The organism is Oceanibaculum sp. (genome assembly GCF_022449305.1).
GTDB classification, from domain to species: domain Bacteria; phylum Pseudomonadota; class Alphaproteobacteria; order Oceanibaculales; family Oceanibaculaceae; genus Oceanibaculum; species Oceanibaculum indicum.
In genome coordinates this window covers 17,192-36,776 of sequence record NZ_JAKUSO010000015.1, presented here as the reverse complement: position 1 = coordinate 36,776, position 19,585 = coordinate 17,192, and the positions used below count along the sequence as shown (strand labels likewise).

21 protein-coding genes are annotated in these 19,585 nt (G+C 66.1%); 8 read left to right on the top strand and 13 right to left on the bottom strand.

Translation table 11 applies throughout. The features are described from left to right. Positions 1-269: 269 nt before the first annotated feature. The 3 genes from MK313_RS07000 to MK313_RS06990 form a co-directional block, all read right to left on the bottom strand. Positions 270-1,175 carry a GNAT family N-acetyltransferase gene (locus tag MK313_RS07000; protein ID WP_287780612.1) on the bottom strand — a complete coding sequence of 302 codons (906 nt, stop codon included), beginning with the start codon at positions 1,173-1,175 and terminating at the stop codon, positions 270-272. Positions 1,176-1,346: 171 nt separating this feature from the next. Continuing rightward, positions 1,347-1,745 carry a DUF6362 family protein gene (locus MK313_RS06995; protein ID WP_287780611.1) on the bottom strand — a complete coding sequence of 133 codons (399 nt, stop codon included), beginning with the start codon at positions 1,743-1,745 and terminating at the stop codon, positions 1,347-1,349. Positions 1,746-1,755: 10 nt separating this feature from the next. Then, positions 1,756-2,244, bottom strand: a complete 489-nt coding sequence (locus MK313_RS06990) for a hypothetical protein (RefSeq protein ID WP_008944990.1) — start codon at positions 2,242-2,244, stop codon at positions 1,756-1,758. Between the two features lie 120 nt (positions 2,245-2,364). Here MK313_RS06990 and MK313_RS06985 point away from each other — a divergent pair, with 120 nt between their 5' ends. Beyond that, positions 2,365-3,063 carry a helix-turn-helix transcriptional regulator gene (locus MK313_RS06985; protein WP_008944989.1) on the top strand — a complete coding sequence of 233 codons (699 nt, stop codon included), beginning with the start codon at positions 2,365-2,367 and terminating at the stop codon, positions 3,061-3,063. A gap of 286 nt (positions 3,064-3,349) precedes the next feature. On the opposite strand, the gene MK313_RS06980 is transcribed toward MK313_RS06985, so the two are convergent. After that, entirely contained in the window at positions 3,350-3,700 is a 351-nt protein-coding gene (locus MK313_RS06980; protein WP_192813244.1) for an endonuclease domain-containing protein, read from the bottom strand. 159 nt (positions 3,701-3,859) lie between these two features. Between MK313_RS06980 and MK313_RS06975 the strand changes: the two genes are divergently transcribed. From MK313_RS06975 to MK313_RS06965, 3 genes are all read left to right on the top strand, one after another. After that, entirely contained in the window at positions 3,860-5,968 is a 2,109-nt protein-coding gene (locus MK313_RS06975; protein ID WP_287780610.1) for a hydantoinase/oxoprolinase family protein, read from the top strand. Further along, the gene (locus MK313_RS06970) at positions 5,965-6,333 is read left to right on the top strand and encodes a hypothetical protein (protein ID WP_287780609.1); all 369 of its coding nucleotides are present in this window, start codon (positions 5,965-5,967) and stop codon (positions 6,331-6,333) included. Before MK313_RS06975 ends, MK313_RS06970 begins: the two co-directional genes overlap by 4 nt. A gap of 165 nt (positions 6,334-6,498) precedes the next feature. Beyond that, positions 6,499-8,268, top strand: a complete 1,770-nt coding sequence (locus MK313_RS06965) for a hydantoinase B/oxoprolinase family protein (protein WP_287780608.1) — start codon at positions 6,499-6,501, stop codon at positions 8,266-8,268. A 228-nt stretch (positions 8,269-8,496) separates the two neighbouring features. Here the strand turns inward: MK313_RS06965 and MK313_RS06960 are convergent, their stop codons facing one another. From MK313_RS06960 to MK313_RS06940, 5 genes are all read right to left on the bottom strand, one after another. Further along, on the bottom strand, positions 8,497-9,246 hold the full coding sequence (locus MK313_RS06960; RefSeq protein ID WP_287780607.1) for an RNA methyltransferase: 750 nt from the start codon (positions 9,244-9,246) through the stop codon (positions 8,497-8,499). A 185-nt stretch (positions 9,247-9,431) separates the two neighbouring features. Beyond that, positions 9,432-11,030, bottom strand: a complete 1,599-nt coding sequence (cimA, locus tag MK313_RS06955) for a citramalate synthase (protein ID WP_287780606.1) — start codon at positions 11,028-11,030, stop codon at positions 9,432-9,434. A 105-nt stretch (positions 11,031-11,135) separates the two neighbouring features. Then, entirely contained in the window at positions 11,136-12,191 is a 1,056-nt protein-coding gene (locus MK313_RS06950; protein WP_287780605.1) for a hypothetical protein, read from the bottom strand. An 85-nt stretch (positions 12,192-12,276) separates the two neighbouring features. Beyond that, on the bottom strand, positions 12,277-12,645 hold the full coding sequence (locus tag MK313_RS06945; protein ID WP_287780604.1) for a VOC family protein: 369 nt from the start codon (positions 12,643-12,645) through the stop codon (positions 12,277-12,279). 14 nt (positions 12,646-12,659) lie between these two features. Continuing rightward, a complete protein-coding gene (locus tag MK313_RS06940; RefSeq protein ID WP_244922253.1) occupies positions 12,660-13,475 on the bottom strand; it encodes an NAD kinase in 816 nt (271 codons plus the stop codon). A 136-nt stretch (positions 13,476-13,611) separates the two neighbouring features. Here MK313_RS06940 and MK313_RS06935 point away from each other — a divergent pair, with 136 nt between their 5' ends. Next, positions 13,612-14,646: an isopenicillin N synthase family dioxygenase gene (locus tag MK313_RS06935; protein WP_287780603.1), complete on the top strand. Its 1,035-nt coding sequence runs from the start codon at positions 13,612-13,614 to the stop codon at positions 14,644-14,646. Here the strand turns inward: MK313_RS06935 and MK313_RS06930 are convergent. From MK313_RS06930 to moaA, 3 genes are all read right to left on the bottom strand, one after another. Beyond that, positions 14,643-15,059: a VOC family protein gene (locus MK313_RS06930; RefSeq protein ID WP_287780602.1), complete on the bottom strand. Its 417-nt coding sequence runs from the start codon at positions 15,057-15,059 to the stop codon at positions 14,643-14,645. The genes MK313_RS06935 and MK313_RS06930 overlap by 4 nt on opposite strands. An 81-nt stretch (positions 15,060-15,140) precedes the next feature. Next, positions 15,141-16,013: an AraC family transcriptional regulator gene (locus MK313_RS06925; protein ID WP_287780601.1), complete on the bottom strand. Its 873-nt coding sequence runs from the start codon at positions 16,011-16,013 to the stop codon at positions 15,141-15,143. Between the two features lie 20 nt (positions 16,014-16,033). After that, complete coding sequence (gene moaA, locus MK313_RS06920) at positions 16,034-17,026, bottom strand: GTP 3',8-cyclase MoaA (RefSeq protein ID WP_287780600.1); 993 nt, start codon at positions 17,024-17,026, stop codon at positions 16,034-16,036. A gap of 217 nt (positions 17,027-17,243) precedes the next feature. Between moaA and MK313_RS06915 the strand changes: the two genes are divergently transcribed. From MK313_RS06915 to MK313_RS06905, 3 genes are all read left to right on the top strand, one after another. Further along, positions 17,244-18,125 (top strand): formate dehydrogenase accessory sulfurtransferase FdhD, encoded by an 882-nt coding sequence (locus MK313_RS06915; protein WP_287780633.1) that lies wholly within the window; start codon positions 17,244-17,246, stop codon positions 18,123-18,125. Continuing rightward, the gene (gene mobA, locus MK313_RS06910; RefSeq protein WP_287780599.1) at positions 18,115-18,759 is read left to right on the top strand and encodes a molybdenum cofactor guanylyltransferase MobA; all 645 of its coding nucleotides are present in this window, start codon (positions 18,115-18,117) and stop codon (positions 18,757-18,759) included. The genes MK313_RS06915 and mobA overlap by 11 nt, the downstream gene beginning before the upstream one ends. Positions 18,760-18,858: 99 nt before the next feature. After that, positions 18,859-19,179 (top strand): hypothetical protein, encoded by a 321-nt coding sequence (locus MK313_RS06905; RefSeq protein WP_121219921.1) that lies wholly within the window; start codon positions 18,859-18,861, stop codon positions 19,177-19,179. Positions 19,180-19,191: 12 nt separating this feature from the next. On the opposite strand, the gene MK313_RS06900 is transcribed toward MK313_RS06905, so the two are convergent. Continuing rightward, positions 19,192-19,566, bottom strand: coding sequence for a hypothetical protein (locus MK313_RS06900; RefSeq protein WP_287780598.1), 375 nt, complete (start codon positions 19,564-19,566; stop codon positions 19,192-19,194). Between the last annotated feature and the right edge of the window lie 19 nt (positions 19,567-19,585).

The following is a 19,585-nucleotide window of genomic DNA, read 5'->3' as shown; positions in this document are numbered from 1 at the left end:
CCGGGGGTCCAGGGGCGGTGCTTAGCCTGAAACGTCTCAGACCGTGGCCCCTGGATTGCCGGGTCAAGCCCGGCAATGACAAACGAGAGAACAAACGCAAAAACGCCCGCCCAGTGGGATGAACCAGTCGGGCGGGCGCTTCAACTCTCAGCGTGTTACGATTTATGCCGGATTTTCGAAAGGCCGGAAACCCGTCCGTACTTACTTCGTGAAAAAAACGGGGCTTGCGCAAAAAAAATCGCCAGCTTACGGGACCGGCGGCGGGATATCTAATCGGCGAACAGGACCAGCGAATAATCGCCGACCTTCTTGAAGCCCAGCGAGACATAGGCGCGCAGGGCCGGCCAGTTGGAGCGGCCGGTGAACAGCACGGCGCGGCGCACGCCCTTCTCATGCGCGGCCTGCAGCGCGCCGGCCACGCAATAGCGCGCAAAGCCGTTGGAGCGCAGCAGCGGCGGGGTCCACACGCCACCGATCTGCACCATGTCGTCGGTCACCGCATTGAAGGCAGCATAGGCGACCGGCTTGTCCTCGCGCAGCAGCACCCAGTTATGGCCATCGGCGCAGTAGCGCTGGATTTCCTCCTTCGCCTGGCGGCGCAGCGCCGGCGTATCCTCCGCACCCAGCTGGTCGATGGCATAGGCGACGCGCCATTCGATCAGCAAATTCAGCTCGCTTTCCAGCGGCTGACGGCAGGTCACGACGCCGCGCTTCAGCGGGTCCGGCACCTGCAGCTCGTCGAGATCGACGGCATAGAGCTCCTCCGCGCTGTCGAGGCGCGTCTTGCGCTCCTCCATGCCCAGCGCCGCGCGGGCGGCCAGCACCTGGGCACGCGGCCCGGCGAAGCCGCGCACCGGCCTGCCGCCAGCATCCACGGCGGCCTGCGCCAGCCGGGCGGAATCCAGCTCGGGGTCGGTCGAGGGCACCTGCAGCACGACAAGGCCGCTCCAGTACTGCGCCACCACGCCGCGAATCTCGCCGGCCTCGTTCCGCGCCACGGCATAGGCGCCCTGGAAGGGCTGGTCGCCATTCACCAGGCCGGAGCGCGCGAGGTTGGAGCGCAGGAACATTGAGGAGTCGCCATGCCGAGCCAGGAATGTATCGATGGCCGCCGCCGTGGCGGCCGACGCATCCGTCTTTTCCGAAGCTGCGTAGGTGTCGATCTCTATGACCATAGGGTTCGTCCGTTGGCTGCTTGCGTTTTGTCCTGGGGACAATTCGAGGCCGCAATAATTGGCAATCTAAGCCCGCGAGGGCCAGCATGGACACGCGCTTCCTTACAGGAGGCTGGTATTCCGCCAGCGCAACGCCGCCGATTTATCCTTAGGGAGTATCGGGTTATTACGTTAATGCATCGCCGCTGGCAAGCCCGCCAGCCGCTGCGCGATTTCGCCCAGCAGCCGGTCATGCTGCTTTTTCAGCGTCACATGGCTGCGCCCGTCGAGATCCTCCAGCTTGCGCCAGGGCACGCCCAGCGCCCGCGCCCAGAGCAGCCGGCGCCCGTCATTCTCGACCCAGAAGAGCCAGCCCAGCGTCTCATCCATCCGGCTGATCGCCTCGGGCGAGGGTGCTGCGGGGCGGGTTTGCGCCGCCTCGTAGCCATAGGCGGTGGCGGCGGATTGCACCACATCCGGCCAGGCGGTGAGCTTCGCCCTGATCCGGGCCGAGGGCAGCCGGCGCAGCGTGTCGGCGGCCTCCACCAGCCGGGCCTTCACCAGATCGGGCGTGTAGGGTGTGTTGGTCATGGGGGGGCTCCTACCGGCAGGCGCGCTCGATCAGCGGGGCGACGCCGGGATAGCGGATCAGCGCTTCCCCGGTTGCCGCACGCACCAGATTGGCGGCGGCAACGATCCGGCGCAGGTCGGCGGGCCGCCCATCGAGCAGGAAGGCGCCCCGGCGCAGGATGGCGGTGCGCCCGTCCAGCGTGCGGAAGGCCAGCTTCAGCGGCTCCGGCACCTCGGTGGCTTCATCCTCCGGCTCGGCGCGGGCGGCGATGTCCCGGCGCAGCGCCTGCAGCTTCACCCGGTGATTGTGGCGCAGCCGGCGCACCTGCGCTTCGGTGAGGCCATAGTCGGCGGCGAGATCGGCGTCGCTCTCGCCCTCGGCGGCCTCGGCCAGCAGCCGGTCGCGCGTGGCGGGGGCGAGCAGGGCCTTGCCTTTGCCGCTCCCCCCGGAACGCCGCACGACCACGGTGACGCGGTGCGCTTGACCGGGCGGGTGGATCGTATAGGCTTTCATATTCATGATTTGTTCTCTTTACGGGTGTAAAGCGTCTGTCGGTTCGACTATTGGAGTCAGGCTAAGCCGAGTCGCCGATCCGATTCAAGAGGCGGTTTCTTACTTGATAGGAAAAATCCGTCTGGTATGCTGGCCGGCATGAAGCTCGACCCGGTGCGCCGAACCCTTATCCAGCTGATCGCGCTGCGCGATCCGCCGACCGACCTGAAGAAGGCATCGCTGGCGATTGGCCGCAACCACGCCTATCTGCAGCAATTCATCCAGCGCGGCACGCCGCGCCGCCTGCCGGAGGAGGTGCGCCACGCGCTGGCTGCCTATCTAGGGGTTGCCGAATCCGCGCTGCGCGACCCGGAGGAGGGGGAGGCGGAGACTTCGCAGATGCCCGCCTTCGATCTTTCCCGCTTTGAGCTGCCGGGCGTGGCGGCAATCCCGGAGGTGAATGTCCGCGCCGCCGCCGGGGCCGGCGCGCTGGTCGAGGCGGAGGAGGATGGCGCGCGCTGGCACTTCCCGCTGGCCTGGCTACGCCACGAGCTGAAGGCACGGCCCGCCGATCTGCGCATCGTCACCATCGACGGCGATTCGATGGAGCCGGTGCTGATGAGCGGCGACAAGGTGCTGATCGATCTGTCGCGCATTGTGCCCTCGCCGCCCGGCATCTTCGTGCTGCATGATGGCATGGGCCTGCTGGCCAAGCAACTGGAGCGGCTGCCGAATACCGAGCGCCTGTCGATCCGCTCCGCCAATCCGCGCTACGATTCCTACGAGCGCCCGGCCGAGGAAGTCACCATCATCGGCCGCGTCGTCTGGTTCGCAAGGCGGCTGTAGGGGCGAAGAGATATTTCAAATAATTCCCTCGCCCCAGAAGGGGAGATGCCAGGGGAGTTCTCTTAATCATCCCTCGCCCCGGAAGGGGAGAGGGATGCGAAGGCTTAGGGCGTAGCCCTTAGCCGGAGCTGGGTGAGGGGAGATCGGCGATGTTCGTGCAAGTCCCCCTCACCCAGCTTCGCCTAGCCTCGGCTTTGCCTCGCCAAGGCTGCGCAACCCTCTCCCCCCTTTGGCCAACGATAGCTGATGACGATGGGTCGTCATCAGCGGGTGGCGAGGGACTTCTTTATTTGTTTCTGCCAACTTCAAGAAGCGCCCGGATACGGAGCATTACTCCATCCGGATTTTCCAGAACCTCATTGTTCCAGAAGCGGATGATCCTGTAGCCCTGCTGGCTTAGATAGGCGGTACGCTGGTCGTCACGTGCCTGTTGCAGCGCATGCTGACCACCATCCAGTTCGATGATCAGCATTTCGGCGATGGCGACGAAATCTACCGTATAGGGGCCGACCGGATGCTGGCGCCGGAACTTGACCCCGCACAGCTGGCCATTGCGTAGCCGCTTCCACAAGGCTGTCTCTGCCTCGGTTTGCTTTACGCGAAACCGACGTGCGTTACGGGTGGGCATGATTGTCATCGTATAAAACCTTCCATCGCCCCGGAAGGTGAGATCGCAATCCCTCTTGACGATTTCATATGTACACGAACAAACTTTCGTCTCGCCGTTCGCTGGCGAAAGGATGTAGCGTTTCGCCGCCGGCTCTCGTCTCCGGCGCGATCTGGACAGGAAGACCGCATGCCCGATTCCGCCCCTCATTCCGTGCCCGCCAGGCCTGACGCCGCTGCGCTCAAGGGCGCACTCGTCGGCATCGATGTCGGCGGCACCTTCACCGACCTGATCCTGATCGACCCGGAGAAGGGGCTGCGCATCGCCAAGGTGCCGACCACGGTGCACAATCAGGCCTTCGGTGTGATGGCGGCGCTGGAGAAAGGCGGGGCGGACCTCGCCAGCCTTGCCTCCATCGTGCATGGCACGACGACGACGACCAACGCGCTGCTGGAACGCAAGATCGCCAAATGCGGCCTGATCACCACGAAGGGCTTCCGCGACGTGCTGGAGCTGGGCCGCCGCACCCGCCCGAAGCCCTATGGGTTGATCGGCAGTTTCGAGCCGCTGATCGCCCGCGAGAATCGCCTCGAAGTGGCGGAGAGGATCGATGCGCAGGGCAATGAGCTGACACCGCTGGACGAGGCGGGCGTGCGCGCGGCGGCCAAGACGCTGCTCGACCACGGCGTGGAGGCGGTCGTGGTGCATTTCCTGCACGCCTACGCCAACCCGGCGCATGAGCGCCGCGCGGCGGAAATATTGCGCGAGATCTGGCCGAATCCCTACATCACCGTCGGCAGCGATATCCTGTCCGAGTTCCGCGAGTATGAGCGCGGCACCACCGCCTCGGTGAATGCTGCCATCCAGCCGGTGCTGGACCGCTATATCCGCCGGCTGACCGACGAGCTGGCGGCGCAGGGCTATGGCCGCGACCTGCTGGTCATGCAGGGCAATGGCGGCACCGTCTCGGCCCGTATCGTGGCGGAGGCGGCGGTAAACACGGTGATGTCCGGCCCGGCCTCCGGCGTCATGGCGGCGGCCTATACGGCGCGCGCCTCCGGCCATCCCAACCTCATCACCTACGATATGGGCGGCACCAGCTCCGATGTCGGGCTGATCCTCGACGGCGTGCCGGCAGTCAGCGCCGAGCTGGAGCTGGAATACGCCATCCCGATCCATGTGCCGATGGTCGATGTCCACACCATCGGCGCCGGCGGCGGCTCGCTGGCCCGCATCGACGAGGCCGGCCTCTTGCAGGTCGGGCCGGAGAGTGCCGGCGCCAATCCGGGGCCGATCTGCTATGGCCGCGGCGGCACCCGCCCGACCATCACCGACGCCAATCTGGCGCTGGGCCGGCTGAACCCCAAGGGGCTGCTGGCGGTCGACTCACCGGTCTCCGTTGACGATGTGAAGAACGCGATTGCCCGCGATGTCGGCGCGCCGCTGGGGCTCGAAACCGACGCGGCAGCGGCCGCCATCCTCGCCATCGGCAATATGAAGATGGCGAATGCCATCCGCATGGTCTCGCTGGCGCGCGGCCACGATCCGCGTGACTTCGCGCTGTTCGCCTTCGGCGGCGCCGGTCCGCTGCACGCGGTGGCGCTGGCGCGCGAGCTGGCGATCCCGACCGTGCTGATCCCGGCACGGCCCGGCATCACCAACGCGCTGGGCTGTGTGGTGGCCGATCTGCGCCATGATTATGTGAACACGGTGAACACGCCGCTGGAAGCGGTCGACATGGATCAGGTGAAGGCGATCCTGGAGGAGCAGGTGGCGGCGGGCCGCGAGATCATCGCCCGCGAGGGCACGGAGGTCGAGGAGATCACCGTGCTGCACGATGCCGACATGCAGTTCCAGGGGCAGACCCATATCCTGACCATTCAGGTGCCCGGCCCCGATGTCAGCCGGGACTATCTCGCCGAGGCCTTCGCGAAGGCCTACTGGGAGCGGTTCGAGGTCGAGCTGCCGGAAATCCGCCCGGTGCTGGTGAACCTGCACACCGCCGTGATCGGCCGCCGTCCGGCGGTTTCGCTCACCGCGCTGGTGGAGCCGGAGCGGCAGGAAGCGACCGTTCAGGCCGCTATCGAGGACCGGCGCTCCGTCTGGTTCGAGGCGGGCGGCTGGCAGGACACGCCGGTCTATCGCCGCGCCGCCCTGCCGCTCGGCGGGGAATTTGCCGGCCCGGCCATCGTCGAGCAGCTGGACACCACCATCGTCATCGAGCCGGGCTGCACCGTCAGGGTGGACGATCTCGGCAATCTGCTGGTGAAGGTTCCGCCCACAGGCTCCGGGGCATGAGGAGTTTAAGCCCGGTCAGCTGGGCGGCGATCGCCTTCATCCTGCTGGCCTGCGGGGCGCTGGCGGCGACGCTGATCTCGCCGCCGCCGGACCCGGCGGACCATCCGCTGGCGCCGCGCTTTACAGAACTGCACCTGTCCTTCGAGGCGGCGAAGCTGTGCGGCGGGCTGGAGATGAGCCCCTCGGTGGCGAACAAGGTCGGTGCCGCCATCGATGCGGAGATCGGCGGCGCGATGGGCACCGCCACCCGGTTGGTGCTGATCTCCGACGCGCGCGCCACGCTGGCGGCGGCTGGCTGTGATTCGGCGCTGGCCCGCGACGCGCTGGCGCAGTTCGACGCCGAGTTGAAACCGGCGCTGGAGTAGGGTGGATGACGAGTACAGGATTTTCTTATCTGTCATTGCCGGGCTTGACCCGGCAATCCAGGGGCAGCAGGCCGAGACTTCACAGGCTGAGCACCGCCCCTGGATGCCCGGATCAAGTCCGGGCATGACAACGGAGGAAATGGCAGGGGCACAGGAGCAACAGGCATGAGCACGCAAATCGCGACACCGACCGCAGCAACCGATGCCGGCGCTCTCGACCCGGTCACGCTGACCGTCATCCAGGCCGGGCTGCAGCAGGTTTGCAACGAAATGGACCTGGCCTTCCAGCGCGCCGCCTTCTCGCCGGTGATCTCGGAAACGCTGGACCGTTCCGACGGCATTTATCGGCGGGAGACCGGGGAGCTGATCGCGCAGGGCGATACCGGCCTGCCGGTCTTCGTCGGCACCATGCAGTTCTCCACCCAGGCCGTCATCCAGCGCGCCCGCAACCCGCAGCCGGGCGACGTCTATATCGTGAACGACCCCTATCTGGGCGGCACGCATCTGATGGATGTGAAGTTCGTGCGCCCCTTCTTCTACAAAGGGCAGCTCTGGGCGTGGCTGGCCAATACCGGGCACTGGCCGGATTTCGGCGGCATGGTGCCGGGCGGCTTTTCCGCCAAGGCAACCGAGGTGGAGCAGGAGGGGCTGCGCCTGCCGCCGGTGAAGCTCTTCAAGCAGGGCGAGATCGACGAGGAAATCCTCTCCATCATCTTCTCCAACATCCGTATCGCTGACCAGCGCATCGGCGATGTGAAGGCGCAGGCCGCTGCCTTGGCGGTGGGCGACCGGCGCTTGAGCGCGCTGCTCGACCGCTATGGGGCGGACACGGTGGACGCCGCCATCGTCGAGCTGAAATCCCGCGCCGAGCAGCAGATGCGCGCCAAGATCGCCACCATCCCGGACGGCACCTATGAAGGCACGGCCTATGTCGATAGCGACGGGGTCGTGGACGAGCCGCTGAAGATCGCCATGAAGGTGCGCAAGGAAGGCACCGACCTGCATTTTGACATGGCGGGTTCCTCCCCGCCCTGCCAGGGGCCGATGAACAGCGTGCTGGCGACCACCAAATCCTCGATCTATCTGGCCATGAAGCACATCTTCCCCGATGTGCCGATCAATGCCGGCACCTTCGCGCCGCTGCACATCGCCGACCCGGATGGCACCTTCCTCTATGCGAAATACCCGCGGCCCGTCTCCGGCTGCGCGGCGGAGGTCTCGCAGCGCATTGCGGAAGCGGTGTTCGACGCCATCGCGCAGGCGATCCCCGACCGGCTGTTCGGCGCGCCGGCCGGCACCAGCGGCAATTTCGCGCTCGGCGGCCACGATCCGGCGACCGGCAAGAATTACGTGCTCTACCTGATTTCCGGCGGCGGCTATGGCGGATCGCTTGAGATCGACGGGCTGTCGAACGGCTGCTCGACCATCGGCATCTCCAAGACCACGCCGCTGGAGGTGGTGGAGCAGCGTTACCCCATCCTGTTCGAGGAATATTCGCTGGCCGAGGGCTCCGGCGGGGCGGGGACGCATCGCGGCGGCTTCGGCGTGAACTACAAGGTCCGCATCGCGCGCGGGCAGGCGCGGGCCAGCTTCGTCATGGATCATGGCCGCACCGGCCCGAACGGCGCGCGCGGCGGCGAGGAAGGCGGGCGCAACGCCGTGCGCATCCGCTATGCCGATGGCCGTGTCTATGATCCGCCGCATCTCAGCAAGGATCAGGATATCCGCATCGCGGAAGGCGACAGCGTCGAGGTGACGACGCCGGGCGGTGGCGGCTATGGCGACCCGATGCAGCGCGATCCCGCCGATGTCGCCCATGACGTGCAGCGCGGCTATTACACCCCCGCCGAGGCGGAGCGCCGCTTCGCCGTGGCGCTGGCCGCTGATGGTGCGGTGGACGAGGCCGCCACGGCGGCCCTGCGTGCGGGACGGTAGGGGGCAGGGTTTCATCGCGCCGCCCTATGCTTCGAGACGCGCCGTCCCGGCGCTCCTCAGCATGAGGTCACCAGGGAGCACGGTCCGCGTATAAGGAACCTTTGGTTACCGCCGGTAATCCAACCATGACCTCGCCCTGAGGAGCCTGCGCAGCAGGCGTCTCGAAGGGCATGTCCGGGGAGATATTACCCTCTCCCCTCGCGGGAGAGGGTATTTCTTGGATACCCCCTACTCCAGCGGGTCCGCCTTGGTCAGCGCCTTCACGGCGCCATGCAGCGTGCGCAGTTCCTGCTCTGTCGGCGCGGCGCGCTGGAACAGGTTGCGCAGATTGCGCGTCACCGTGTGGCGCAGCTGCGGCTCGGTCATGAAGCCGCCGCGCTCCAGATGGGCGACCAGCCGGTCCATGAAATTCTCGAACTCCGCCTTCGGTGCGGGCACATCGGCGCCACCGGCCAGATAGCGGCCCGGCGTCTGGTCGCCGGCCTGATACCATTCATAGGCCAGCAGCAAGACCGCCTGCGCCAGGTTCAGCGAGGTGAAGTCGGGGTTCAGCGGCACCGTCAGCACGGTGTCGGCGGCGGCGACCTCGTCATTTTCCAGGCCCGCGCGCTCCGGCCCGAACAACACGCCGCAGCGCCGGGTATCCGCGATAAGGTCGCGCAGCTCGGCGCCGGCCTGACGGGCGGTGACGATGGGCTTGGCCTGCGCCCGGCTGCGTGCCGTGGTGGCATAGACATGGTTCAGATCGGCGATGGCATCGGCGACGGTGGCATAGAGCTTCGCCTCGTCGAGCACCCGGTCGGCGCCGGAGGCGGCGGCCCAGGCGGCCTCGTTCGGCCAGCCGTCGCGGGGGCGCACGAGGCGCATCTCGGTCAGCCCGCCATTCAGCATGGCGCGCGCGGCCATGCCGATATTCTCGCCCAGCTGCGGGCGCACCAGGATGACGATGGGACCAGGGGCGGGAGAGGCGGTTGTCATGGGATGGCGATGCTCCGAAGTTTTCTCCATCGTCATCCTCGGGCTTGACCCGAGGATCCAGGGGCGGTGCTTTGCCTGAGGCGTTCGTGTTTGTGGCTCTGGATTGCCGGGTCAAGCCCGGCAATGACGAAGAGAATTTGCAATCGCCATAGATCAAGTCCGACCATGACGATTATATTGGGTTCTCACGCCGCCGGGCGGATGCCGTCGCGCATCAGCTTGTAGGTGATGCTGTCGGACAGCGCATCGACCGAGGCGTCGAGGATGTTCGGCGAGACGCCGACCGTGGTCCAGCGCGTGCCGTCCTCATCCTCCGATTCGATCATCACGCGGGTGATTGCGCGGGTGCCGTCGTTCGGCGTCAGGATGCGGACCTTGTAGTCCACCAGCTGCAGCCTCTCCAGGCCCGGATAGGCCGTCACCAGCGCCTTGCGCAGCGCATTGTCGAAGGCGTTCACCGGGCCGTTGCCCAGCGCCACCTCATGCCGCGTCTCATTGCCGATCAGCACGGACACGGTCGCCTCCGCCTCCGTCACCAGCTTGCCGCGCGCGTTGAAGCGGCGCTCATCCATCACGCGGAAGCGCTGAAGGTCGAAGAAGTCCGGCACATGCTCCAGCGTGCGCCGGGCCAGCAGCTCGAAGCTGGCTTCCGCGCCGTCATAGGCATAGCCCTCGAACTCGCGCTCCTTCACGATCTCGACCAGCCGGTTCACCTTCGGGTCCTTGGGATCGACCTCGAAGCCGATCTCGCGGAAGCGCGCCAGGATGTTGGAGCGGCCGGCCTGATCCGACACCACGACATGGCGGGCATTGCCGACCAGTGACGGGTCGATATGCTCGTAGGAGCGCGGGTCCTTCTCGATGGCCGAGACATGCAGCCCGCCCTTGTGCGCGAAGGCCGATTCGCCGACATAGGGCTGCTGCCGGTTGGGCTGGCGGTTCAGCCGCTCGTCCAGCATGCGCGAGACCTCGCGCAGGTGCTTCAGCCCGTCCTCGCCAATGCCGACATCGAAGCCCATCTTCACCGTCAGGCTGGGGATCAGCGAGACCAGATTGGCGTTGCCGCAGCGCTCTCCCAGCCCATTCAGCGTGCCCTGCACCTGCCGCGCGCCGGCACGCACGGCGGCCAGGCTGTTGGCCACCGCATTCTCGGTGTCGTTATGGCAGTGGATGCCCAGCCGGTCGCCCGGCACATGCTTCGCCACCTCGGCGACGATGGCCTCGATCTCGTGCGGCAGGGTGCCACCATTGGTATCGCACAGCACGATCCAGCGCGCCCCGGCCTCATAGGCCGTCTTGGCGCAGGCCAGCGCGAACTCCGGGTTCGCCTTGTAGCCATCGAAGAAATGCTCGCAGTCGAACATGACTTCCTCGGTACGCTCCGCCGCCAGCTTCAGGCTGTCGGCGATCATCTCCAGATTTTCCTCCAGCGTGCAGCTCAGCGCCGTGGTGACGTGGAAGTCCCAGGTCTTGCCGACCAGGCAGACCGACTTGGCGCCGCTGTTCAGCACTGCCATCAGGCCGGGATCGTTGGCTGCCGAGCGGCCGGGCCGGCGGGTCATGCCGAAGGCGGACAGGCGCGCGCGGGAAAGCTTCGGCGGCGCGGCGAAGAAGGCGTCGTCGGTCGGGTTGGCGCCGGGCCAGCCGCCCTCGACATAATCGATGCCCAGACGGTCAAGCGCGCGGGCAATCGCAATCTTGTCCGGCACGGAGAAATCCACGCCTTGCGTCTGTCCGCCATCGCGGAGCGTGGAGTCGTAGAGATAGACCCGCTCCTTGGTCATGATCCGTCCAGTCTTATCCGGTAATAATGAGGGGCGCGAGCATGCCGGATGCCGCATCCCAGCGCAAGCAGATGCAGCGCAAGCGGCGGGATGGCGCAGGGAGTGTTAGGCGTAGCGGCGTTCGATGTCTGTCAGGAAGTCGCCATATTGTGAGACGTCGTAGTCGATTCCGTATTGCCGGGCGATATCGAATATCTCGTGCAGGCGGTGCGGATCGGCGGCTAGCCAGGAATAATTCTGGTTGAAGAAAACGAAGCCGGCCAACCCCAACGCCCTGATCTCGTCGGCGGTGGCGCCGACTGTCTGGGCGAGTGAGAACATATGATTCAGGGTCGTGGACGGGCCGGCTCCCAGTGGCACGCCCGCCTCGCGCGCTTCGCGGGTCCAGAACCAGTCCTCGCGCGGGCTTTGCGCATTTCTTCGCATGGCATCAATGCGCGGCGCTACGATCTGCTGGTAACCGCCATCGCGGCCCCCTCTTCGTTGGTTGACCTGCATGCCTCGTGCAGCTCGGAAAACTTGCAGGGAAACCATCCGAATGGCTGCGAAGTTATTCTTGATGTCATTATAGGGGCGCTGGAGGGTCGCCAGAACGCCGCCGACCAAACTTGTCGGCCCCCAATAGCCCCAGGCGCCGCGCCAGTTGCCCTGTACCGCGCTCCACCAGTTTTGATCCCGGCCCCGGAAGTGATTGTAAATCTTGCCCATTAGGCTTTGCAGCCGCTGTATCACCCAATTGCTGTTGTACAGGCGGCTTGCGACACGGGTTTCGCGCTGCAGATTTCCGGCCGCACGCACCTCGCCGACCAGCGCCCGTGCAAGTTCGTTATAGTCTGCATAGGTATGCTCCGTGCCGCTCCAGACCCGTCCCAAACCCCAGACCGAGATTTCGCCAGGCTTGAGCACCCAGCTGCGGAGCAGTGAATAGGCAGCTGCATGATACTCACGGGGAATATCCGCCTGTACCTGCCGCCAGGCGTTCGCGTAGCTCCACAAGGTGCCGCCATTCACAATCACTTTGCGCTGCACAACCGTTCCGCCGGACCGGATCGCTTGGCGCTGCAGGATGGTAGAAGGGAAGCCATTGCGGCTTAAGAGTGCGGGGGCATCGGCGCGAGGCGCCATTCCTGGAATATATCCCAGCCTTACGTTACCCCGCATGGCGACCTCCTCGCTGCTATGCAGAACAGCAGAATACAACTTATAAGTGTTATTTCAAAGTGTTGTTTATCTTTTGATTGTAGCGTTACTGAAACACCGCTTCCAGCTTCCAGCCCTCGGGGTCGGTGACGAAGGCGGCGTAGTAGGTCGGACTGTAGTGCGGGCGCAGGCCGGGCGCGCCAAGGTCGGTGCCGCCATGCGCCAGGGCCGCCTTGTGGAAGGCGTCCACCGCATCGCGGCTCTCCGCCCTGAAGGCCAGGTGGAAGCCCTCGCCGGGCGGATGCGCGCCGGGCCGCAGGAACAGCGCCAGCCGGTCATTGTCGCCGGGCGGGCCATAGCCCGCACCGCGCTCATTCTGCCACAGCCGCACATGGCCGAGCGCCGCCAGCACCGGATCGTAGAAGGTGATGGCGCGGTCGAGGTCGGTGACGCCGAAGGAGAGATGGCCCAGCATGACGGCGCCTCCGCTCAGGGTTCGAACTGTTCCTTCAGGATGCGTTCTTCCAGATTATGCTCCGGGTCGAACAGCAGCCGCACGCCGACCGAGCGGTCCTCGCGGACGGTGACATGCACCACCCGGCGCACCTCAGTATGGTCGGCCACCGCGCTGACCGGCCGCTTGTCGGCCTCCAGCACGGTGAAGGTAACAGTGGCGCCCTGCGGCAGCAGCGCGCCGCGCCAGCGTCGGGGCCGGAAGGCACTGATCGGCGTCAGCGCCAGCAGGTTGGCGCCGATCGGGATGATCGGCCCGTGCGCCGACAGGTTATAGGCGGTGCTGCCCGCCGGGGTGGCCAGCAGCACGCCGTCGCACATCAGCTCGGCCACGCGGGTGACGCCATCGACATCGACCCTGATCTTCGCCGCCTGCCGGGTCTGGCGCAGCAGCGAGACCTCGTTGATCGCCAGCGCCTCATGCACCTGGCCATCGGCGGTGGCGGCACTCATGCGCAGCGGATGCAGTGTCACTTCCTGCGCGCGGGCGATGCGGTCGGCCAGATCCTCCTCGGCATATTCGTTCATCAGGAAGCCGACGCTGCCCCGGTTCATGCCGTAGATCGGAATGCCGCGGTCGCGGAAGCGGTGCAGGGTTTCCAGCATGAAGCCATCGCCGCCCAGCGCCACGACGATATCGGCCTGCTCCGCCGGCTGCTGGCCATAGCGGTCGGTCAGCGCGCGCAGGGCGGTCTGCGCCTCCGCCCCCTCGGCGGCGACGAAGCACAGCTTGCGCGCGGCCAGTCCGCTGGACGGCAGATCGGGGTTGGGCTTCGGCAGGTCGTTCGGCATTGCGGTTCTTCCGGGTCACGGTAGGGCGACAGGATATACCGATGAAAACAGGCTGTCGCCGCCGCTTTTGCTTGCGATTTCAAGGCGGGCTTCCTAGGTGGCGGGGGTGGATGCGCAGCACGGAGGGGAAGCCCGCATGATCCCGGTCATCGATATCGCACCGATCTTCGGTCCTGCCAGCCCGGCCCGCGACAGGGCGGATGCCGCTATCATCGAGGCGGCGACGGTGCACGGCTTCATGACGGTGACCGGCCTGCCCGAAGGGGTGCCGCTGGGGGAGGAGGCGCGGGCAAGCATGATGCGCTTCTTCACGCTGGACCGGGATGCCCGGATGCGCCTTGCGCGGCAGAAATACGCGCCCGGCAATGCCAATGTCTATCGCGGCTATTTCCCGCTGAAGGAAGGCGACCCGACCTACAAGGAAGGCATCGATCTGGGGCCGGACATCGCCGACCCAACGGCCATCGCTCCGGACGATCCGCTGCGCGAGGCATCACCGCTGCCGGACGAGCGCGATCTGCCCGGCTGGCGGGCCGAGGCCGCTGCCTATCACCGGGCGATGGCCGGCGTCGGGGCGGCGCTGATGCGCGCCATCGCGCGCGGCCTTGGCCTCGATGAGGATTTCTTCGAGGCGCCGTTTCGCGATGGCGTTTCCACCCTGCGCATCATCCGCTATCCGGCGCGCTCGCCCGAGGCGCTGGCGGCACTGGCGCCGGAGCTGGTGCTGGAGGGACAGGAGAAGCGCTATATCGTCGGCACCGCGCATTGCGATTCCGGCTTCGTCACCCTGCTGAACCAGGATGCGCTGGGCGGGCTGCATGCGCGTGCGCGCAATGGGGCCAGAAACGGAGACTGGCTGGATGTGCCGGCGCGCGAGGACGGGCTGGCGGTGAATTTCGGCCAGCTTCTGGAACGCTGGACCGGCGGCAGGGTGAAGGCGACGGAGCACCGCGTCGCCAGCCCGAACCGGGAGCGCGTCTCCGTCCCCTTCTTCTACGAACCCGCCGTCGATGCGGTGATCCGCCCGCTACCCGTCGCGGGGGCGCCCGCCTTCGAGCCCTTCGCCTATGGTGACCATGTCTGGAGCTGGATGAGCAAATTCATCGAGTTCCAGGGGCTGGAGGACAAGCGCCCGCCCAGGGGCGTAAAGAGGGGCGTCAGGGCAGCCTAGCCCGCATAGCCGGCCGGCACGCCGACCACCGGGTGATAGCTGCCGAAGCTCCAGAGATTGCCTTCCAGGTCGCGTACCCAGTATTCGCGCGAGCCGTAATGCGTGTCGTGCGGCGCCCTCACGACTTCCGCTCCGGCCGCTGTGGCCCTGGCGAAATGGCCGTCCACATCCTCGACATAGACATAGAGGCTGATCGGCGTGGAGGGGAACGGGTTGGCCGGGTCGGCTTTCTTCGCCCGCGCCGCCATCAGCAGGAAGCCATCCTGATGCTTAAGTTCGGCATGGGCGATGTCGCCCTCCTCGTTCGGATAGACGACATGCTGGGAAAAGCCGAAGGCCTTTGCCAGCCAGTCCAGCGCCGCCGGGGCGTCGCGATAGGTGAAGACGGGGAAGATGGTCGGGGAAAGCGCCATGGTCTGATCCTCCGTGATGGCGTTGCGTAACGTGACGCGGCGGAGGATGCCCGGACTCAGGAGCGCGATCTTGGACGGATGTTACCTGGTCTCGACAGCGGCAATGCCGCCGCCCTCGGGCAGCAGGCGGGCCAGATAGTCGCCCGGCGTGCAGCCGGCGAACTGGCGGAAATCGCGATTGAAATGCGGCTGGTCGTAATAGCCGCCGGCCAGCGCTATATCGGCCCGGCCTTCACTGGCGGCTTCGCCCAGCAGCGCCGCCGTGCGGTGGAAGCGCAGGATGCGCGCCACGGTCTTGGGCGGCAGGCCGAACCGCTGGCGGAACTGCACGGAGAGGTGCTTGCGGCTCCAGCCGATCTCCTCCGCGAGGCTGGCGACCTCGTACTGTCCGCCGCTCTGCTCCAGCATCCGCCAGGCCCAGGTCAGTTCCGATGGCAGGGACGGGGCGGCGGCGAGGCGGTCGAGCAGGAACCCATCCATGATCTGGAAGCGCGCGGCCCAGCCGGGCGCCTCCTGCAGCTGTGCGACCAGCCGGCGGGCGTCGGCCTCGCCGAAGATATCCTCCAGCGCCACGACCTCATTGAACAGCTCGGCCAGCGGCCGGCCCAGGATCAGGCAGGCGCCGATCGGCGTGAAGTTCACCTGCACGCCTTCCTGCGCGCCGGTATATTCGGTCAGTGCTGGCCGGTCATGCAGCCCGGCGATGAAGCTGCGGTATTCGGTCCAGCCCGCCGCCTCGTCCAGCAGCTTCACGCCGATTCGCGGCCCCAGGCTGACGATCATCGGCAGGCCGGCGAAGGGCAGCTCCATGCGCCGCATTGGCAGCGCTGCCAGCTCGGCATAGCCCTGATAGCCGGAAATACAGGCGGCGAGCCGCGGGTCGGGATCGCGCGACGCCATCTCCCAGCGATGGTTGCCATCCTGATGGGAGAGGGTGCGGATCGCCAGCGGCATGAAGGTCCGTTTCGGGAGAATTACCCGCCGGTCACGCTCATATGGCGCGGTACGGCGACATTGCTGCTGCGGCGGTCGATGATGAAATCATGGCCCTTGGGCTTGCGGCCGATGGCTTCCAGGATCGCCTCGCGCAGCGGCTCGTCGCTCTCGCTGGCGCGGAGCGGCGCGCGCAGGTCGGCGGCATCCTCCTGCCCCAGGCACATATACAGCGTGCCGGTGCAGGTCAGCCGCACGCGGTTGCAGCTTTCGCAGAAATTATGCGTCAGCGGCGTGATGAAGCCCAGCTTGCGGCCGGTCTCCTCGACCCGGACATAGCGCGCGGGGCCGCCGGTCTTGTAGTCGATGTCGGTCAGGGTGAAACGCTGGGCCAGCTGCTGGCGCACCAGCGACAGCGGCAGGTACTGGTCCACCCGGTCCTCATTGCCGATATCGCCCATCGGCATGACCTCGATGATGGTCATGTCGTAGCCGAGGCTGCCACACCAGGCCAGCATGTCGGCCAGCTCGTCCTCGTTCACGCCCTTCAGCGCCACGGCGTTGATCTTGATCTCCAGCCCGGCCGCCTTGGCCGCCGCGATGCCGTCCAGCACCTTGGCAAGATCGCCCCAGCGGGTGATGGCGGTGAATTTCTGCGGGTCCAGCGTATCCAGCGAGACGTTCAGCCGGCGCACGCCCGCGTCATACAGTTCGGTCGCGTATTTGCCGAGCTGGGTGCCATTGGTGGTCAGCGTCAGCTCGTCCAGCTTGCCGCTGTCCAGATGCCGGCCCAGATTGCGGATCAGGCTCATGATGTTGCGGCGGACCAGCGGCTCGCCGCCGGTCAGGCGCAGCTTGCGCACGCCCAGATCAACGAAGGAGCTGCACAGCCGATCCAGCTCCTCCAGCGACAGCACGTCCTTCTTCGGCAGGAAGGTCATGTCCTCCGCCATGCAATAGACGCAGCGCAGGTCGCAACGGTCGGTCACGGAAACCCGGAGATAAGAGACGGTACGGCCGAACGGGTCGAGCATCTGGCGGTTTACTCCCGGCGGCCCTTGCCGGGCCGTCCTTCGTTTCAGGTGTCGTTTTCACTGTCGCGGCGCGCCGGTTCGGGCCGGACGCCTTGGTGCTACCAATTCCACCCTAGACTATAGGGTGCCTTGCCCGGAATTTCATCCACAGCTTTTGAGCGGGCATTCAGAAGCCCCCTCCCTTGCCCGGAACGGGGTGCTGCCCCATAGTCAGGGCATGCAGGAATTCGCCATCAAGCCGAACCCCGACGATCCCCGGCTGACCGAGCCGGTCAGCGGCCTCGACCATGAGGGCAACAAGGTCGATATCCGTGTGCCGATGGAGCGGCCGCTGACGATCTATCTGAACAATCAGGAGATCGTCACCGCCATGACCATCGGCGACCACCCGGATTACCTGGCGGTCGGCTATCTGCTGAACCAGCACATGCTGCGCGCCGACGATGAGGTCACCGGCATCGATTATGACGAGGATATCGAGACGGTGGTGGTGCGCACCGCGCGCAAGACCGATTACGAGCAGAAGCTGACAAGGCGCACCCAGACCTCCGGCTGCGCGCAGGGCACCGTATTCGGCGACCTGATGGAGCGGTTCGAGGAAATCGAACTGGACCCGGATGCCACCATCCGCACCAGCTGGATCTACGCCCTGTCGCGCAAGATCAACATGACGCCCAGCCTCTATCTCGCCGCTGGCGCCATCCATGGCTGCGTGCTGTGCGAGGGCGACAGGCCGCTGGTCTATATGGAGGATGTCGGCCGCCACAATGCGGTGGACAAGATCGCCGGCTACATGTTCCTGAACGGCGTCCAGCCCAAGGGCAAGCTGTTCTACACCACCGGGCGGCTGACCAGCGAGATGGTCATCAAGACGGTGCATATGGAAATCCCGGTGCTGATCTCGCGCTCCGGCTTCACCGCCTGGGGCGTGCAGCTGGCCCGGCAGGCGGGGCTGACGCTGATCGGCCGCGCCAAGGGCAAGCGCTTCGTCGCGGTGTCCGGCGAGAACCGGCTGATCTTCGATGCCGATCTGTCCGCAGTCGAGGAGGAGCCGAAGCGTATGCGCCGCAAGGGGAGCGTGGAAGACGATGCCGCCTGAAACCGGGGCTGAAGACTCAGTTGTCGGGCTCGTTCTGGCCGGCGGCCTGTCGCGGCGCATGGGCGGCGGCGACAAGTGCCTGCTGCCGCTGGGCGACCGTACCGTGCTGGCGCATGTGCTGGACAGGGTCCGCCCGCAAGTGTCCCGCGCGGTGCTGAACGCCAATGGGGACCCGGCGCGCTTCGCTGCCTATGGCCTGCCGGTGGTGCCGGATATCGTGGATGGCTTCGCCGGGCCGCTGGCTGGCGTGCTGACCGGGCTGGACTGGGCGGCGCGCAATGCGCCGCAGGCCCAGTGGGTGGCCAGCTTCGCCGCCGATACGCCGTTCCTGCCCACCGATCTGGTGCCGCGCATGCTGGATGCGGTTGCCGGCGGCAAGGCGGACATGGCCTGCGCCGCCTCGGGCGGGCGGGCGCATCCGGTGTTCGGCCTGTGGCCGGTCCGGCTGCTGGACGATCTGCGCGATGCGGTGGTGGTGCGCGGCATCCGCAAGGTCGATGCCTGGACGGCGAACTATCGGGTGGCCCGCGTCGAGTTCGGCATTGATGACAATATCGATCCTTTCTTCAATGCCAATACGCCGGAAGATATGGAGAAAGCCAGCGGGCTGCTTAACCATCTTCACTTGGCGTGAGCAAGGATTTGCGCAATTATTCCCGCACGCAGGATTTAATGTCTCTTTGGACGTGATGGGGAGAGCGTCGCCATGCAGAGCGGCTTTCGGAAAGTTTCCTTGCGCCTGACGGCAATTGCCGCGGCGGCCATTTTCCTTGCCGTGCCGGCAGGGGATGCCACGGCCAGCGAAAAGCGGATGGTGACGGTGAATAATGAATCTTCGACCGAGGTTCAGGTCCGCATGAAGCTGTGGCAGCGCGATTTCACGCGCATTTCGGTTGGCCGTAGCCAGCAGTTCGAGGTGCCGAGCCAGTACCAGACCGTGCAGGTCGAGGCGAAGAGCCGCAAGCAGGGCGACAATTGCTGGAGCAATGTGCAGGTCGGCGGCACGCTGGCCATCGTCGATGGCAACCAGCAGATCGTCTGCCGGCCGCGATAAGCCTGAAGCTGCTTAGTTACAGGTGCCGGGCGCCATGCCCAGCCGCTCGCGATAGATTTTGGCGGCTTTCTCGCAGGCGGGGAAGTTCCCGTTGCAGTAATACAGCACCGCATTGATGCCGGCCGGCATCACATTGATCAGCTCTGCCGGCATGGTGTCGATGGTTCCGAACACGCCATAGCGCCGGAAGGCATCGATCAGGATGTTGGAATAGCAGCGCGCATGCTCGCGCTCACCCGGCAGGGTCACCCGCTTGGTGCGCTTGTCGATATCCTGCTGGACCTCCGACTGGCCCGGCGGAATCTGTTGCGCCTGGACGCCCGCCGGCACAGCCAGCAGGAAGACCAGGGCGATCGCACCAAGAGCAAGGCCGACAGGCCGTTTCATCTCGCTTCCCTTCATGCCC

What these genes read in the sequence shown, in the direction of transcription:
- cimA (WP_287780606.1), bottom strand. Translation starts at nt 11,030, where the DNA reads ATGACCAAGGAGCGGGTCTATCTCTACGACTCCACGCTCCGCGATGGC.
- mobA (WP_287780599.1), top strand. Translation starts at nt 18,115, where the DNA reads ATGCCGCCTGAAACCGGGGCTGAAGACTCAGTTGTCGGGCTCGTTCTG.
- MK313_RS06950 (WP_287780605.1), bottom strand. Translation starts at nt 12,191, where the DNA reads ATGCGGGGTAACGTAAGGCTGGGATATATTCCAGGAATGGCGCCTCGC.
- MK313_RS06960 (WP_287780607.1), bottom strand. Translation starts at nt 9,246, where the DNA reads ATGACAACCGCCTCTCCCGCCCCTGGTCCCATCGTCATCCTGGTGCGC.
- MK313_RS06915 (WP_287780633.1), top strand. Translation starts at nt 17,244, where the DNA reads ATGCAGGAATTCGCCATCAAGCCGAACCCCGACGATCCCCGGCTGACC.
- MK313_RS06900 (WP_287780598.1), bottom strand. Translation starts at nt 19,566, where the DNA reads ATGAAACGGCCTGTCGGCCTTGCTCTTGGTGCGATCGCCCTGGTCTTC.
- MK313_RS07000 (WP_287780612.1), bottom strand. Translation starts at nt 1,175, where the DNA reads ATGGTCATAGAGATCGACACCTACGCAGCTTCGGAAAAGACGGATGCG.
- MK313_RS06935 (WP_287780603.1), top strand. Translation starts at nt 13,612, where the DNA reads ATGATCCCGGTCATCGATATCGCACCGATCTTCGGTCCTGCCAGCCCG.
- MK313_RS06980 (WP_192813244.1), bottom strand. Translation starts at nt 3,700, where the DNA reads ATGACAATCATGCCCACCCGTAACGCACGTCGGTTTCGCGTAAAGCAA.
- MK313_RS06985 (WP_008944989.1), top strand. Translation starts at nt 2,365, where the DNA reads ATGCTGGCCGGCATGAAGCTCGACCCGGTGCGCCGAACCCTTATCCAG.
- MK313_RS06945 (WP_287780604.1), bottom strand. Translation starts at nt 12,645, where the DNA reads ATGCTGGGCCATCTCTCCTTCGGCGTCACCGACCTCGACCGCGCCATC.
- MK313_RS06990 (WP_008944990.1), bottom strand. Translation starts at nt 2,244, where the DNA reads ATGAATATGAAAGCCTATACGATCCACCCGCCCGGTCAAGCGCACCGC.
- MK313_RS06975 (WP_287780610.1), top strand. Translation starts at nt 3,860, where the DNA reads ATGCCCGATTCCGCCCCTCATTCCGTGCCCGCCAGGCCTGACGCCGCT.
- MK313_RS06940 (WP_244922253.1), bottom strand. Translation starts at nt 13,475, where the DNA reads ATGCCGAACGACCTGCCGAAGCCCAACCCCGATCTGCCGTCCAGCGGA.
- MK313_RS06995 (WP_287780611.1), bottom strand. Translation starts at nt 1,745, where the DNA reads ATGACCAACACACCCTACACGCCCGATCTGGTGAAGGCCCGGCTGGTG.
- MK313_RS06970 (WP_287780609.1), top strand. Translation starts at nt 5,965, where the DNA reads ATGAGGAGTTTAAGCCCGGTCAGCTGGGCGGCGATCGCCTTCATCCTG.
- moaA (WP_287780600.1), bottom strand. Translation starts at nt 17,026, where the DNA reads ATGCTCGACCCGTTCGGCCGTACCGTCTCTTATCTCCGGGTTTCCGTG.
- MK313_RS06965 (WP_287780608.1), top strand. Translation starts at nt 6,499, where the DNA reads ATGAGCACGCAAATCGCGACACCGACCGCAGCAACCGATGCCGGCGCT.
- MK313_RS06925 (WP_287780601.1), bottom strand. Translation starts at nt 16,013, where the DNA reads ATGCCGCTGGCGATCCGCACCCTCTCCCATCAGGATGGCAACCATCGC.
- MK313_RS06930 (WP_287780602.1), bottom strand. Translation starts at nt 15,059, where the DNA reads ATGGCGCTTTCCCCGACCATCTTCCCCGTCTTCACCTATCGCGACGCC.